This is a genomic window from Lactobacillus mulieris (assembly GCF_007095465.1).
Classification (GTDB): domain Bacteria; phylum Bacillota; class Bacilli; order Lactobacillales; family Lactobacillaceae; genus Lactobacillus; species Lactobacillus mulieris.
On the sequence record NZ_SDGL01000002.1, the window covers coordinates 93,971 to 110,056 of the forward strand.

The 16,086-nt window shown below is 34.7% G+C and carries 13 protein-coding genes; 2 read left to right on the forward strand and 11 right to left on the reverse strand.

From position 1 onward, the window contains the following. Nucleotides 1–22 precede the first annotated feature (22 nt). Nucleotides 23–1,333, reverse strand: coding sequence for an NCS2 family permease (locus ETI37_RS01255; protein ID WP_006587520.1), 1,311 nt, complete (start codon nucleotides 1,331–1,333; stop codon nucleotides 23–25). Nucleotides 1,334–1,428: 95 nt separating this feature from the next. Then, nucleotides 1,429–2,736 (reverse strand): NCS2 family permease, encoded by a 1,308-nt coding sequence (locus ETI37_RS01260; protein WP_006586034.1) that lies wholly within the window; start codon nucleotides 2,734–2,736, stop codon nucleotides 1,429–1,431. Between the two features lie 224 nt (nucleotides 2,737–2,960). Between ETI37_RS01260 and ETI37_RS01265 the strand changes: the two genes are divergently transcribed. Next, nucleotides 2,961–4,187 (forward strand): lactate oxidase, encoded by a 1,227-nt coding sequence (locus tag ETI37_RS01265; RefSeq protein ID WP_143458360.1) that lies wholly within the window; start codon nucleotides 2,961–2,963, stop codon nucleotides 4,185–4,187. A 170-nt stretch (nucleotides 4,188–4,357) separates the two neighbouring features. Beyond that, nucleotides 4,358–5,944, forward strand: a complete 1,587-nt coding sequence (locus tag ETI37_RS01270) for an ATP-binding cassette domain-containing protein (RefSeq protein ID WP_006586032.1) — start codon at nucleotides 4,358–4,360, stop codon at nucleotides 5,942–5,944. Between the two features lie 36 nt (nucleotides 5,945–5,980). Here the strand turns inward: ETI37_RS01270 and abc-f are convergent, their stop codons facing one another. From abc-f to ETI37_RS01315, 9 genes are all read right to left on the reverse strand, one after another. Continuing rightward, the gene (gene abc-f / locus ETI37_RS01275; RefSeq protein WP_006586031.1) at nucleotides 5,981–7,477 is read right to left on the reverse strand and encodes a ribosomal protection-like ABC-F family protein; all 1,497 of its coding nucleotides are present in this window, start codon (nucleotides 7,475–7,477) and stop codon (nucleotides 5,981–5,983) included. A gap of 174 nt (nucleotides 7,478–7,651) precedes the next feature. Continuing rightward, nucleotides 7,652–8,323 carry a deoxynucleoside kinase gene (locus tag ETI37_RS01280; protein WP_006586030.1) on the reverse strand — a complete coding sequence of 224 codons (672 nt, stop codon included), beginning with the start codon at nucleotides 8,321–8,323 and terminating at the stop codon, nucleotides 7,652–7,654. 24 nt (nucleotides 8,324–8,347) lie between these two features. After that, on the reverse strand, nucleotides 8,348–9,001 hold the full coding sequence (locus ETI37_RS01285) for a deoxynucleoside kinase (protein WP_006587516.1): 654 nt from the start codon (nucleotides 8,999–9,001) through the stop codon (nucleotides 8,348–8,350). A gap of 150 nt (nucleotides 9,002–9,151) precedes the next feature. Continuing rightward, a complete protein-coding gene (gene nagB / locus ETI37_RS01290; protein ID WP_006587515.1) occupies nucleotides 9,152–9,871 on the reverse strand; it encodes a glucosamine-6-phosphate deaminase in 720 nt (239 codons plus the stop codon). Between the two features lie 97 nt (nucleotides 9,872–9,968). Then, a complete protein-coding gene (locus ETI37_RS01295; RefSeq protein WP_006586027.1) occupies nucleotides 9,969–10,925 on the reverse strand; it encodes an ABC transporter permease in 957 nt (318 codons plus the stop codon). Continuing rightward, nucleotides 10,925–12,070, reverse strand: coding sequence for an ABC transporter permease (locus ETI37_RS01300; protein ID WP_006586026.1), 1,146 nt, complete (start codon nucleotides 12,068–12,070; stop codon nucleotides 10,925–10,927). The genes ETI37_RS01295 and ETI37_RS01300 overlap by 1 nt, the downstream gene beginning before the upstream one ends. Further along, on the reverse strand, nucleotides 12,070–13,605 hold the full coding sequence (locus tag ETI37_RS01305; RefSeq protein WP_006586025.1) for an ABC transporter ATP-binding protein: 1,536 nt from the start codon (nucleotides 13,603–13,605) through the stop codon (nucleotides 12,070–12,072). The genes ETI37_RS01300 and ETI37_RS01305 overlap by 1 nt, the downstream gene beginning before the upstream one ends. 84 nt (nucleotides 13,606–13,689) lie before the next feature. Further along, nucleotides 13,690–14,751 carry a BMP family lipoprotein gene (locus ETI37_RS01310; protein ID WP_162501144.1) on the reverse strand — a complete coding sequence of 354 codons (1,062 nt, stop codon included), beginning with the start codon at nucleotides 14,749–14,751 and terminating at the stop codon, nucleotides 13,690–13,692. A 234-nt stretch (nucleotides 14,752–14,985) separates the two neighbouring features. Continuing rightward, entirely contained in the window at nucleotides 14,986–16,059 is a 1,074-nt protein-coding gene (locus tag ETI37_RS01315; protein WP_006586023.1) for a BMP family lipoprotein, read from the reverse strand. Between the last annotated feature and the right edge of the window lie 27 nt (nucleotides 16,060–16,086).

Below are 16,086 nucleotides of genomic sequence, written 5' to 3' on the forward strand. Positions count from 1 at the left end.
ACGTGAAACTGTCTTTTTTGTTTTAAATGTTAATAATCCAAAGATAAATAATAAAAATGAAGAATAATCCATACATAATTGGTGAAACTTCTTTACCTCTTTTAGAAGCTAGCATAGTAATAGGATAAGTAATCATACCTAGAGCTAAACCATCAGAGATTGAATAAGTAAGTGGCATACCTAAGACGATTAAGAATGCAGGTAAAGCAACTTCGAACTTATCCCAATTGATTTTAGCTAAATTACTTGCCATTAAAACACCAACAATGATTAAAGCAGGGGCGGTAACAGTAGTTGGAATTACTGTTAACAATGGACTGAAAAACATAGCGATTAAGAACCAAAATCCCACAAAGACTGCAGTTAAACCAGTTTTACCGCCCATAGCAATCCCTGAACTTGATTCAACAACAGTTCCAAGAGGTGAAACACCGAAAATAGAGCTAATAATCATTCCAATAGAATCACTCATTAAAGCTTTACCGATTCTAGGAATTTTACCATCTTTATTTGCTAAACCAGCTTGTTGAGTCATACCAATTAAAGTACCAGCAGTATCAAAGAAGGTAACTAATAAGAAGGTAATAACAACAATAGCCATTTGAACGGTATTAACATTACCTAAATGAGTAACTGCTTGACCAAAACTAGGAGCGATTGAAGGTGGCATAGAAATAAATTCTTTAGGTAAAGGAATTTGGCCAATTAAAATTCCAAAGATTGCGGTAACAACCATCCCAATAAAAATAGAACCAGGCACCCCAAGACACATTAAAACAATGGTAACCAATAGTCCGAATACAGCAATCCAAACGGCCGGATTAGAAAAACTACCCAAACCAACTAATGATGAATCAGAGTTAACAATTAATTTACCGTTTTGTAGACCGATAAAAGCAATAAAAATCCCAATTCCAGCACTGATAGCATATTTTAAATCTTGGGGGATGGCATTAATAACGATTTCTCTTAATTTGAAAATAGTTATTAAAACAAATAATAGTGAAGCAACTAACACACCAGCTAAAGCTGTTTCCCAAGATATTTTCATTCCTTGGCATACAGTATAAGCAAAAAATGAAGCACTTCCTAAAGTAGGTGCTAACGCAATAGGGTAATTAGCAACAAGCCCCATTACTATACTACCTAAGGCACTTGCGAGAACTAAAGCGGTAAACACAGTACCTTTTCCCATGCCACTAGCAGTTAAAATATTGGGTACAACAAATAACATATAACTCAAGCTAACGAAGGTAGTTAAACTGGCAATTAGTTCAGTTTTAAAACTAGTACCTTGTTCAGTTAGCTTAAAGAAACGATTAATATTTTTCATGATTCCCTCCATATGAAAAAAACTAATGTATCTAGTATACATTAGTTTAACATAAAGACGAACCTAAATTTATTTACTGAATATATATGTTCAGATTAAGCGTTAAGTACCCACATAAAAATAATGAAAATAAAGAATAGTACCCACATCATTGGGCTAATTTCTTTACCACGTTTTGCGGCAATCATAGTAATAGGGTAAGTAATCATTCCCCATGAAAGACCGTCAGAGATTGAATAAGTAAGTGGCATACCAATTACGATTAAGAAGGCAGGAACGGCAATTTCTAGTTTAGTCCAATCAACCTTAGCTAAATTTTGTGCCATTAAAACACCAACAATAATCAATGCTGGAGCAGTAACTTGAGTAGTAATTACGCTAAGTAAAGGACTAAAAATCATTGAAATTAAGAAAAATATTCCAACAAAGACTGCTGTTAAACCACTCTTACCACCAACGGCAATCCCAGCACTTGATTCAACATATGCACCAACTGGTGAGGTACCTAAAATAGAACCGGCCATCATTGCCCCAGAATCTGCAGCAAGTGCTCGACCAACACGAGGCATTTTATTATCTTTCATTAAGCCAGCTTGACTAGCTAAACCAATCAAAGTACCAGTAGTATCAAAGAAGGTAACTAACAAGAAAGTTAAAACAATTACCCACATTTGCATCGTGTTGATATCACCAATATGCTTAAATGCTTGACCAAAAGTAGGTGCAATACTTGGAGCAGAAGAAACAACTGCTGTAGGCAATTTGATTTGTCCTGTCAAAATACCAAAAATAGCAGCTAAAACCATTCCAATGAAAATTGCGCCGGGTACGTTCATAATCATTAAAACGATAGTAACTAATAGCCCAAAAATAGCAATCCAGACAGTAGGATTTTTAAGACTACCCACTGTTACAAAAGTAGACTTACTTGCTTCAACTAAGCCAGCATTTGCTAAACCTAAAAAAGCGATAAATAGTCCGATTCCGGCACTAATAGCATGCTTTAAATCAACTGGAATTGCATCAATAATCTTCTCTCTTAACTTAAACATAGTAATTAAAATGAAAATAAATGATGCAACAAAAACTGCAGCTAAAGCAGTTTGCCATTTAACATGCATACCTAAACAAGCTGTATATGCAAAAAATGCATTAATCCCAAGTGCTGGGGCAGTAGCGATTGGATAATTGGAAGCTAGTCCCATAATAAAACAACCTAAAGCACTAGCTAAGGCAGTAGCTGTAAAGACCGCGCCTTTATCCATACCACTAACACCTAAAACATTTGGATTAACAAAAAGAATATAAGACATACTTACAAAAGTTGTAAGTCCGGCCAAAAATTCAATTTTAATATTGGTGCCGAGCTTGTCTAAATCGAAGTACTTTCTAATTATGTTCATTTTTATCTCCCAAGTGATTAAAATTCGGATATTTACTTAAATAACCTGACTATTAAACTTTAACATTCTTGATAATTAATGTAAATACGAATATTAATAAAAGAACATATACAAATATTAACATTGCTCAGTAAATAACAATAGTAAATCGTTGAAAGCGCTTAATATGGGGTCTATAATTATAGGTAAGCTGTTACTAATTTATATTGAAAGGGTCAAATACAATGACTGTATATTACAAAGGTTTTCCGCAAAGTGATCGTAATGAAGCTATAAAGATGGTAAACGTTGATGAGCTTGAAGATAGAGTAAGGAAAGTAATGCCAGAAGCAGCTTACTACTATATCGCATCAGGTTCCGAAAATGAATGGACTTGGCGTAACAATACCACTGCCTTTAACCATTTTCAAATCGTTCCACGTTCATTAACAAATATGGATAGTCCATCGACTGCAACGCAATTTATGGGGATGGATTTAAAGAAACCTATTATGATTTGCCCAATTGCATGTCATGGTATTGCTCATAAAGATGCAGAAGTAGCAACTGCTCAAGGAGCAAAAGCTGCTGGAGCATTGTTTTCATCAAGCACATATGCCAACAAGAGTGTTGAAGATATTGCAGCTGCCACTGGAGATTCTCCTAAGTTTTTCCAACTTTATTTAAGTAAAGATTGGGACTTTAACAAGATGGTCTTTGATGCAGTAAAATCAGCTGGTTATAAAGGTATTATGTTAACAGTTGATGCACTCGTTTCAGGATATCGTGAAGCTAATTTAAGAACTAACTTTACATTCCCAGTACCATTAGATTTCTTCACTAGATATGTTGGTGCAGAAGGGGAAGGTATGAGTGTTGCACAAATGTATGCAAATTCAGCTCAAAAAATAGGACCAGCAGATGTTGCAAAAATTAAAGAAATGTCAGGCTTACCTGTTTTTGTTAAAGGTATTATGAATGCTGAAGATGCATATATGGCAATAGGAGCAGGTGCAGATGGTATTGTAGTTTCTAACCATGGTGGTCGTGAAATTGATACCGCTCCAGCAACAATTGACATGCTTCCAGAAATTACTGCCGCAGTTAACGGCAGAGTTCCAATTATTCTTGACTCTGGTGTTCGTCGTGGCTCACATGTCTTTAAGGCTTTAGCCTTAGGTGCTGATTTAGTTGGAATTGGTCGACCATTCTTATACGGCTTAGCACTTGGTGGTGCAAAGGGCGTTGAAAGTGTAATTAACCAAATTAACAACGAATTTAAGATATTGATGCAATTAACAGGTTGCAAGACAGTAGAAGATGTTAAGCATGCAGATATTCGACAAATTAACTATACTGCTGACAACTTGCCTTCAAATACTGATCCTTCAGTTCGCAGAGCATATCCTGTAACTAAAGAAAATCAAATGGAAGGCATACAAGATGCCGCAACTGGTGCATCAAAGCATTAGAAAAATATTATAATAAACAACTCAAACAAACTATCTACTCAAAGAGCTTTACATGTTGCATGTAAGGCTCTTTTTGTTTGTTAGGTATTACTGTGATTTATATTAGTAAATTGTTTTTTTGTGATAAAATTAAAAATAAATAAAAACAATAAATTCTGGGGGGAGAGGTCATGTCATTTTTGAAACTTTTAAAGATCAATTTGATTAGAGCCATTACTTTGATACTTGCTACCGTATTAGGGGCAGTATTAGTTGCAGTTGGTAACTCATATTTGACAAATATTGGTAATTCCTTGCAGAAGCAAGATATCAATACTTTTTTAAGATACATGCTTTTATTTTTTGTTGTATTAGTAGGTGGAGAAAGCATAGAATTTATTGCTAGTTATTTATTTGCTAAGCAAGTGCAAGAGTATTTACATGAAGTTAGAGAGCGCATAACTAGAAAACTATTTTTGCAAAAGGAAACTACCAAAATAACTGATGTTCAAAACTCATTAACTAATGATTTAAATATGATGAACGATAATTTCTTAACTCCGCTATACAAAATTATCAGTTCAATTTTTAATATTGTATTTTCAATTGCCATTGTTTTTACTTATAGCTGGATATTAGTGGTTTTAATTTTAATCTTGGCAGTAGTGATGTTTGTCTTGCCACAGCTTATCTCAAAGCCACTTGAAAAAGCGACTGTTGCTGTTTCTGAAAATAATCAAGCATACCTTGATACGATTGAAAAGTGGTTTAAGGGAATCGCAATTTTGAAACGTTATAATGTTAAGTCAAAATTGTTTCAGGTTTTAGCTAAGAGCTCGAATAGGCTGGAAAAGGCAAACGTTAATCGTTCAAAAAAGGTTAGTCAAACTTCAATCTTTAATAATTTAGTTAATGGTTCAGCTCAAGTATTAATTATTTTTACAGCTGGATTATTGATAATAACTAAAAGTATGCCATTTGGTGCCTTCTTTAGCATTGGTAATTTTTCAGGTGTTATTTTTACTGGTTTATTTACTGTTGTTAGTCAGATTACTTTAATTCAATCTAGCAAGCAATTAAACAAAAAAATTACTGCTAATATGGCAACAGTAGATACTGAAGTTGCTAGTGATAGCTTGGCTGATTTTGCTACTGTTTCTGGTCAAAATTTGACTCTTAACTTCCCTAATGGTGAACAACTGCGCTTTCCAGATTTTGAAGTTAAACAAGGAGAGAAGATTCTCTTAACGGGTGAAAGTGGGGCAGGGAAGTCAACACTATTTAAGCTGATTTTAGATGAACTAACGCCAAGTAGTGGACAAATTACCTTCAAAGATAAAAATGGTAAGTTCCTCAAGCCTAACCTAAATCAAATAGGTTATATTCCACAAGATCCAGTCTTATTCCCTGGGACAATTCAAGAAAATATTACGCTTTTTAATGATTCTTTGAATGAAAAAGCAAAATATTGGGCTGAAAAAGTTCAATTAGGTACTGATTTAACTAAGTTCCCTCAAGGAATTAAAACTAAGGTTGATTTAGATAAAAATAACTTATCAGGTGGGCAAAAACAAAAGGTGGTCTTGGCCCGGACCCAAGTTTATGAAAGTAAGTTAGTCTTAATTGATGAAGGGACTAGTGCAATTGATTCTAAGAATACGCAAATTATTTTGCAGAATTTATTGCAAAGTTCGGCTACTGTCATCTTTATTGCCCATAATTTAACTCCTGAAATGCATAAGTTATTCGACCGCGAATTGAAGTTAACTAAGGTATAAAAAATAGCATCCACATGGATGCTATTTTTTTGCAAACTAACTAGTTAACTTTATCTTTTTATCGGCAACTTGCTCGATGAAATACTTATCATGCTCAATTAAAAGCATAGCAGGCCTAGTTTGCTTGAGTAGCTTAATCAATTGATCTTGATTAAAAACATCTAGATAATTTGCTGGCTCGTCCCACAAATAAAAGTCAGCTTCTTCAACTAGTGATTTTGCAAGAGCTACTCTTTTTTGTTGGCCCATACTCATGTCTTCAATTTTTAAAGTGAAGTCATCTCGTGGGAAACCCATTTTTTTCAAATTATTCAGTAAATCAGAATATGGAATACGCTCTTTTTCAGAAAACTCCTTTAAGGTGCCTGTATAAGTTGAAAAAGTTTGTGGCAAATAAGAAATTTTTAATCCATTCGCTAAGATTATTTTTCCACTAGCTTCAGCTTTAGACTTATTCAAAATAAATTTTAATAGTGTAGACTTACCGGAGCCATTTTTTCCTTCTAAGGCAACAATACCATGATTTTTAATGATTAAATTTAAATCATGAAATAAAGACTTATTGGCAATCTTTAAACTTAAGTGTTGCAATTCTAAGAGAGTTTGGTGGTAATTAGGACTAAAGTTCATTAATAAGTCTGGAGCTTGTTCAATATTAGTTAAAAGGCCTTCTTTTTCAGTTATTTTTTTATTTACTCGTTGCTGCATAGTTATCGAGCGTTTCATTATTTTGGCCGCTTTATGGCCATAAAAGCCCTTATTGATATCGGCATGGATTTCATTTTTGTGGGCAGCGGCGGTTTTGTTTTTTTCTGATTTTTCAGAAAAATTCTTAATCTGACTAGCACTCTTTTTAAGTGAAGCAATCTCGCTTTTTAGTTTGATATTTTTGTCTTGATTATATTTATCACGCTTGTCTTTAGTCGCTTCATAACTAGCATAGTTACCCTGGTATAAATGAATTTCATTATTTTCAATTGCTAGAACGTGATTTACAACCTCATTTAAGAAGTCACGGTCATGGCTGACAATAATATATCCTTCCTTATGCTTTTTTAGGTAATTAGCAACTTGCCTTCTATTAGCTGCATCTAAGTGATTAGTTGGCTCATCAATTAAGGCAAAAGAATTTTGATTAACAAATGATACTGCTAATAAAATCATAGTCTGTTCGCCACCACTTAAAGTATTAAATGGTTGCCAAATCAAATCTGGATTGAGTTGCATTAAGTTCAATTCTCGCTCTAATTGCCAGACCTCAAAGTTAATTTGACTTTGAAGCTCATATAAAACTAGATTGCTAGGATTAGCAATTTGAGCAGGAAAGTAGGAAAAAGTTATGCTAGTTAAAATTTCTCCGCGTCCTTGAAGCTCATTACGTAATAAATTTAGGAATGTTGTTTTTCCACGACCATTTCTCCCAACTAACCCAAGTTTCCAAGAACTGTCTAAATTAAGATTTAAATTAGAAAAAATAACTTTATCGCTATTATCATAGCTAAATGATAGGTTGTTAACTTTAATAATACTCATTAAATCACCTCTAATAAAAGGCTAGATGATGGGCTAAGTTATAAATATATTATCATAATAAAAATAAATATGCAATGCTATTTGATAAGAGAATTAAAGAGTTATTTGTTGCTAAAACTGAATAAATAAAAAGCTGATATATCCTCAAGCAGAAGATAATATCAGCTTTTTCTATTAGTTATGACTAGGTGTCCAATCTTCAGGTAATTTATCCATTTCTTTAAGTTTTGCAATAATTGTATCCAAAACTTCTTGGCGATCCTTTTCACTTGCCATAAAGTCTAACTTGTCACCATCAATTTTGATTTTTGGTGAGTAATCATAGTTTTCATACCAAGGTTCATAGTAGCTTAATAAGCGCTTATAGTAATCCTCTAAAGTTGGATCATAATCAAGTTGTTCAAACTCGCGACCACGCTTTTGGATACGCTTAATCATTGTTTCATATGATACATCAATATGAACTAATAAGTCTGGATGCTTCTTTGGCATGTGTTCAAGTTCTTTCATCATTGAATCTAGTAATTCATCATAAGTTGCAACTTCTTCTTTGGTTGCACGACCAATATCTGCATTCATATGAAAGAATAGTGAATCTTCATAAATTGAGCGATCCAAAACATTATTGTCGTCAGTTAATGCGGCTTTAATACTATGAAAACGCGTATTTAAAAAGAAAATTTGTAGTAAAAATGCGTATTTCTTTGGATCTTTATAGAATAAAGGCAAAACTGGATTATTATCAACACTTTCATAGAAAGGTTGAGTGCCTAAATATTTAGATAAGATAGAGGTTAAACTGGATTTACCGGCTCCAATTGGCCCGCTTAATACAATAACTGTCATCACGTTCCTTCTTTGTTAGATAAATTATAAATTACCCAATTCTTTTAACTTATTATCGATTAATTCTAAAACAGCCTTGCGGTCATCTTCATTATCGACAAAATTATATTTATCGCCATCAATTACCATTTTTGGTGATTCTGAATAGTTTTCATACCAAGGTTCGTAGTAATTACGCAAACGTGCATAGTATTCTTTTAAACTTGGATCTGTTTCAAGCTGTTCAAATTCACGACCACGACGTTTAATACGGCTTAGCATGGTATCTAACGATACATTAATATAAATAAGTAAATCTGGCTTTTTATGAGGATTTCCGGGGACATCTTCCATCATGTTATGTACTAAATCAACGTAAATATCACATTCAGTTGGATCAGCAATACCACTGTCAGCATTCATCTTGAAGAACAATGCATCTTCATAAATGGAACGATCTAAAACAACATTAGGGTTGTTTTCGGATAAAGCTTCATTAATTTGTGCTAAACGCTTATTGAGCAGATAGGTATTAAGCAAAAAAGTATAGCGTTTCATATCCTTGTAGTACAAAGGCAAAACAGGATTTTTTGAAACATCTTCGTAAAAAGCATTACTCCCTAAATGCTCTGCTAAAATAGAGGTTAAACTGGATTTACCGGCTCCAATTGGCCCACTTAATACAATAACTGTCATCACGCTCTTTCTTTAATATCACAAGATATAGTTTGCTTTCTATAGTGTAATTCAAGATATGGGGAGCTACAAGCATTTTTTTTATTTAATAACAATCAAAAAAGTCAAGCAGAAAAAACAGCCTGCTTGACTCAATTTTGTTATTTAATTTTACTAAGCTAAATATTTTTTATCTAGATCTTGGGCTGCTGCTTCATCACAAATAATAGTTACATCAGGGTGCTTTTGAAGAATAGAAGCTGGCATTTCTTCTGTAATTGGCCCTTCAATCATGTTTTTAATTGCCCAACGCTTTTTTTCGCCATAAGCTAATAAAACAATTTTTTTAGCTGACATGATTGAAGCAATTCCCATACAGATGGCAGATTTAGGCACATCATCAATGTTATCAAAGAAGCGAGCATTAGCCTCGATTGTACTTTGTGTTAACTTGACTTCATGAGTTGTACTGTCAAAAGAAGTTCCAGGTTCGTTAAAGGCAATATGTCCGTTACGACCAATTCCTAAAAGTTGAATATCAATTGGATTTTCCTTGATTATTTGGTTGTAATGTTCAACTTCAGCTGCAATATTGTTAGTTTGACCATCAGGTAGATATGAGTGCTTGAATGGCTTAGCTTTAAAAAGATGTTCATTCATAAAGTACCAATAACTCTGTTTATTTTGTGGACTTAAACCAACATATTCATCTAAATTAATACTAGTTAAATTGGAGAAGTTCAAATCGCTGTTAACCATATTTTGGTATAGTTCAATTGGAGATGAGCCGGTTGCTAAGCCTAATACTTTTGCTCCAGCTTTTATTTCTCGGGAAAATATTTCAAAAGCTTTTGCAGCACCAGTGATTTTATCTTTAGTTACAATGATTTTCATAAATATTACTCCTCTCACATTGGTATAGTCCATTATAGACTGGTATAGCCCAAAAGTCAAAAAAGAAGCTTTCGAAAATCGAAAACTTCTTTTGATATTATTTAGACTTAATGTAAGTTTGTCCATCTGCAGCAGGAGCAACACTTTTACCAAAGAATGCTACTAAAACAACTATAGTAATTACATAAGGTGCAATCTGTAAGTAAACAGATGGTACGTGAGAGATGAAAGGTAATTGACTTCCGATAATACTCAAGCTTTGTGCAAAGCCAAAGAATAAGGAGCTAAGCATTGCCCCAATTGGATCCCACTTACCGAAAATCATAGCAGCTAGAGCCATGAAACCTTGTCCAACAATTGTTGAAACACTAAAGTTACCAGAAATGGCTTGGGCAAAGACCCCACCACCGATACCACCGAGTAAACCGGAGATTAAAACACCAGCATAACGCATTTTATAAACGTTAACCCCCATTGTATCGGCAGCTTGTGGATTTTCACCTGCTGAACGAAGTCGCAAACCGAATGGTGTTTTATAAAGTACCCACCAAAGAACAATGGAAAGAATAATTGCTACCCAAGCTGGAGCGGAAGTGTTCTTGAAGAAAATATCACCGATAACGGGGATATTAGAAAGAACAGGAACATTGTAATAACCGAAGTTAGCAGAAATATTTTCTGTTTGCCCCTTGTCATACATTGCCTTGATCAAAAATACTCCAAGTGGTGGTGCCATTAAATTAAGAACAGTACCAGAAATAATGTGATCAGCACGCCAATTAACTGTTGCTACGGCATGTAGTAGTGAAAAAATCAAGCCACAAATACCGGCCACGATAACCCCTAACCATGGAGTGGCACTCTTAAAGGTAGATGCAAAGGTTAAGTTGAAGACGATACTTGAAAAGGCCCCAATTGTCATAATACCTTCAAGACCAACGTTAACAATTCCACTATGTTCGCTGTATGCTCCACCTAAAGCTGTAAAGATAAGAGGAGCGGAATAAACTAGGGTTGATGAAACAATCAAAGCTAGCATAGTTGTAATATTCATTAAACTTCTCCTCCTTTTCCGACTTTAACTGCCGGACCATCTACACTGTTATTTGAGACTTTTGCAATAGTTTCGGGTTGATTGTAGTTTTTCTTTTTCTTTTCGAATAAAAGGCCAATTACGTAATTAATTGCAACGAAGAAAATAATAGCTGCAATAACGATTGAAACAATTTCATATGGAATACCGGCTAGAGTCTGCATTCCCAGACCTCCAATTTTAAGAATAGAGAAAAGGAGGGCAGCGAGTAGAATACCCAAGGCAGTACCACCACCAAGTAATGAAACGCTCATACCGTCAAAACCAATATCAACACTAGTAGTTTGAGTAAAGTAGTTTTGGTATGTCCCTAATCCTTGAACTACACCACCTAAACCAGCAAATGCACCAGATAGTAACATTGATACAATGATATTTTTCTTGGCACTCATTCCGGCATAACGTGAAGCGAACGGATTAAGGCCAACTGCTTTAATTTCAAAGCCGGTAACCGTCTTTTTCATAATAAACCAAAAGACTACTAGAGCAATTAAAGCTAGGAAGATGCCAGCATTAATTCTTGAACCCCCAAACATGTTGCTTAACCAATCCAATCGTAAACTACCATTATCAGTTACAGTTTTAGTTGCATCAGTAGAAACACGTAAACGGTCACTCATAACATTTTGCATCAAATACTGGCATGAATACAAAACTATATAGTTAACCATAATAGTTACGATAACTTCATTTGTTCCAAAGTAAGCTCTTAAAACCCCTGCAATACCTGCGATAGCTGCACCGACTAAGGTACCAACGATGATTGCGTATGGTAAAAGAATATATTTAGGCATGTGTGGATTAGCAAGAGCAATCCAAATCGCAGCTAACCAGCCACCTTGTGCTTGCCCAGATAGCCCGATATTGAAGAAACCTGCACTACTTGCAATTGAAAAACCAATTGCTGTAAATATAAGTGGGGTAGCTTCTCTAATTGTTTCACCTAGACCATTCATATTACCTAAAGCACTTGAAAACATTGAAGTGTAAGCAAGGATAGGATTGTAGCTCCAAAGTAGCATGATAACTGCACCAACTAAAAAGCCGGCTACGATGGAAATAAGGGGCACTAAAATCTTTTTGGTTTCAGCGTTAACCTTAAACATTAATTGGTACCTTCTTTCTTGTGGGCTCCTGTCATTAATAAACCTAATTCTCTTTCAGAAGTCTTTTCTGGGAGGACTTCTCCAGATTCTTGACCGTTATGTAAAACGATAATTCTGTCAGATAATTGCATAATTTCGTCTAATTCATATGAAATTAACAAGACAGCTTTACCAGCGTCCCGTTGTGCTAATAATTGCTTATGAATGTATTCGATAGCTCCAACATCAAGTCCTCGAGTAGGTTGGAATACAATGATTAAATCGCTATTGCGATCCAACTCACGAGCGATAATTGCTTTTTGTTGGTTACCACCAGATAATTCACCAGCTTTAAGGTTTTCATCTTTAGTTCGAACGTCGAACTTTTTAATAAGCTTTTTAGCATGTTCTGTAATAGCTTTGTGATTAATAATACCGTGATTTGAATATGGTTTTTGGTAGTAAGTCTGCAAAGCAATATTATCAGCTAAAGACATTTCTAAGATTAAACCGAATTTTTGACGGTCAGCTGGAACATGAGAAACTCCCAATTCAGTAATTTTTCGTGGTCGCTTATTGGTCATATCAGTACCTTTAATAGTAAAATGGCCTGCTTTAACATGACGTAAACCAGTCAAAGCTTCTACAAGTTCATCTTGACCATTGCCATCAATACCAGCTAAACCCAAGATTTCTCCAGCATGAACATCAAAAGTTAGACCTTTAACAGCGAGCGTACCACGATCTTCATTAACTTTTAAATCTTTAACTGATAAAACAGTTTTACCAACTTTAGCTTCTTTTTTAGGTAAGTTAAAGTTAACGTGACGACCCACCATCATTTCAGCCAAGCTTTCATCAGTAGCTCCTTCAACATCAACTGTTCCAATACTCTTACCGTGGCGAATAACGGTAACACGATCAGCTGATTGCTTAATTTCATTAAGCTTGTGGGTGATTAAGATGATAGATTTTCCCTCATTGCGGAGATTTTTCATAATATTGATAAATTCGGTGATTTCCTGAGGTGTTAAAACAGCTGTAGGTTCATCAAAGATTAAAATATCAGCTCCACGGTAGAGAATCTTTAAAATTTCAACACGTTGTTGTTGAGCAACTGTAATATTAGCAATTTTTGCATCTGGATCAATTGCTAAACCATATTTCTCGGAAAGAGCCATGATTTGCTTACGAGCAGTTTTAAAATCAAGCTTAATTCCTCTTTTTGTTTCATGGCCTAAAATGATGTTTTCTAAAACGGTAAAAGCTTTGGCCAACATAAAGTGTTGGTGAACCATACCAATTTTTAAATCTTTAGCAGCATTTGGACCATCAATTACAACTTTTTTCCCTCTGACATAGATTTCCCCAGAGGTTGGTTTAAGCAGGCCAGATAAAATACTCATTAATGTAGATTTACCAGCTCCGTTTTCACCTAGAAGCGCCAGGATTTCGCCCTTTCTGAGCGTGAGGTTGATATCGTTGTTAGCTTTAAAACCATTAAAGTCTTTAACGATATGGCGCATCTCAATAATGTTTGTGTTCTCTTTTTCCATGGCTTTCCTTCCCTATATGATATTTATAAAAAAACACCTCGTATCATCACGAAGTGCTTTAGAAATGACACACTATATATTGTGCTACTTACTTGGAGAAGTTGCAACCTTAATCTTTCCATCGATGATGTCTTGACGCGCTTGCTGTACGGCTTTCCAAGCTTTTGAATTTAAATTACCCTTGGTAAGTGATACACCATCATGTTGTAGTCCGTAAACTAAGTGCTTTACACCAGGGAATTTACCATCATATGCTTTATTAGCAATATCTTTAACGGCAAAATTCAAACCTTTAAGAACAGAAGTTAAAGTAAAGTTTGATTTTTGACCACCTTTAGCAGTGTATTTTCCTTGAGAAGCTTGGTCAATATCAACACCGATGACCCAAACTTTATCATTAACTGCTTTTTCTGAGTTTAAATCTTTAGCTTCTTGGAAAACACCATTTCCAGCACTGCCGGCAGCTTGATAGACGATATCTGCTTTTTTAGCGTACATTGATTGTGCTATGGATTTTGCCTTATCTGTAGAAGTGAAATCACCAATATATTGATCTAAAATAGTGATCTTTTTACCTAATTTCTTAGCAGTATCCTTTACACCTTGAATGTAGCCAGCTTCAAATAAGTCAATTACAGAAGACTTAGCACCACCAATAAAACCTACAGTATTAGTTTTAGTAGTGTAGGCAGCAGCTACACCAGCAAGGTATGATGAATCATTAGATTTGAATGTTGCAGAAACAACGTTCTTCTTGCCAGTAATTACATCATCAATAATTACAAAGTTTTTCTTAGGATATTTGGCAGCTGCAGTTTTAACGGAATCAGAAAGCATGTAACCAACACCATAAATTGTTTGGTAACCAGCATTAACAGCTTGGGTAAAGTTAGGTTCATAATCTGAAGCACTACTTGATTGGAAGTATTGGTATCCACCTTTGCCTTGAGATAAACCGTGTTCTTTACCATAAGCTTGGAATCCACTCCATGCAGCTTGGTTGAATGAGTGATCGTCAACCCCATTGGAGTCAGTGATTAAGGCAATAGAATGATTAGCTTTAGAGCTAGATGAGGTTTTTGCACCTTTACCTTGACACGCTGTTAAAACTAAACCAGTTGTAGCAATTACTAAACCAGTTCCCATAACTTTTTTCAATTTAGTGTTAATCAATGTTAACATCCTCCATAAATAAATATACGAACAATATAGAGATAATGTAACAATTTGTTTGACATATGTCAAGAGTATAGAACTTTTAAATTTGGAACGGTCCAATATATTAACTAAATACGAATTATATAAAAACAAAAAGGGCTAAAAAGCCCTTTTTGTTAAATCGAATGTTGTATAGAAAATATAGATGAGTGAGTTATGAGATTATTTGCTTGGGTACTTAGGAACTGAAATTTTACCATCAATGATAGCAGTTCTAGCAGTTCTTGAAGCCTTCCAAGCCTTGCTTGAAATTTGACCCTTAGTGATTGAAACACCATTAGTATCTAAACCGTAAATTAAATCTTTGCCACTTGGGAATTTGCCTTCGTATGTACGGTCTGCAATATCCTTAACAGCAACATTAACACCAGTAATAACAGAAGTTAATACAAAGTTAGACTTCTTACCATCTTTTGACTTGTAGTTACCTAAGTTAGATTGGTCAGTGTCAACACCAATAGCCCATACTTTATCACTAGCTTTTCTAGTTTGGTTAATAGCTTTAGCTTCTTCAAATAATCCATCGCCTGCACCACCTGCAGCGTGCATTACGATATCTGCTTTTTTAGCATACATAGTTTGAGCAATAGCTTTAGCTTTATCGCTAGAATTGAAGTCACCAATGTATTGGTTTAAAATAGTAATCTTTTTACCTAATTTTTTAGCAGTATCGTTAACGCCTTTGGTAAAACCAGCATCAAATAAGTCAACAATATCACCATGTGCACCACCAATAAAACCAACTACATTAGTCTTAGTTTCGTATGCAGCAGCTACACCAGCTAAATAAGATGCTTGATTTGATAAGAAGTTTGCAGAAACAACATTCTTTTGTCCCTTAATGGTTTCATCAATAATAGCAAACTTTTTATTAGGATTCTTTTTAGCGATAGATGATACAGCGTCTTTTAATTCATAACCAACGCCAAACACTAAGTCATAGTTTTTTGAGGCTTCTTGAAGACTTGTTTCGTAATTAGCAGCTGAACCAGTAACAAAATATTGATAGCCGTTTGTTCCGCGTTTTAAATTATGTTCTTTACTGTATGATAAAATACCAGTCCATGCAGATTGTTGGAATGAGTGATCATCAACACCATGACCATCAGTAACTAATGCAACAGTTCCTTTGTTCTTTTTACCATTAGAATTAGTAGTAGTTTTGTTTGAGCATGCAGTCATTGCAACTGCTGAAAGAGTAGCAACACCCAAAATAGCAACTTTTTTCAAATTCATTAAAAATCCAATCTCCTTATTTATATA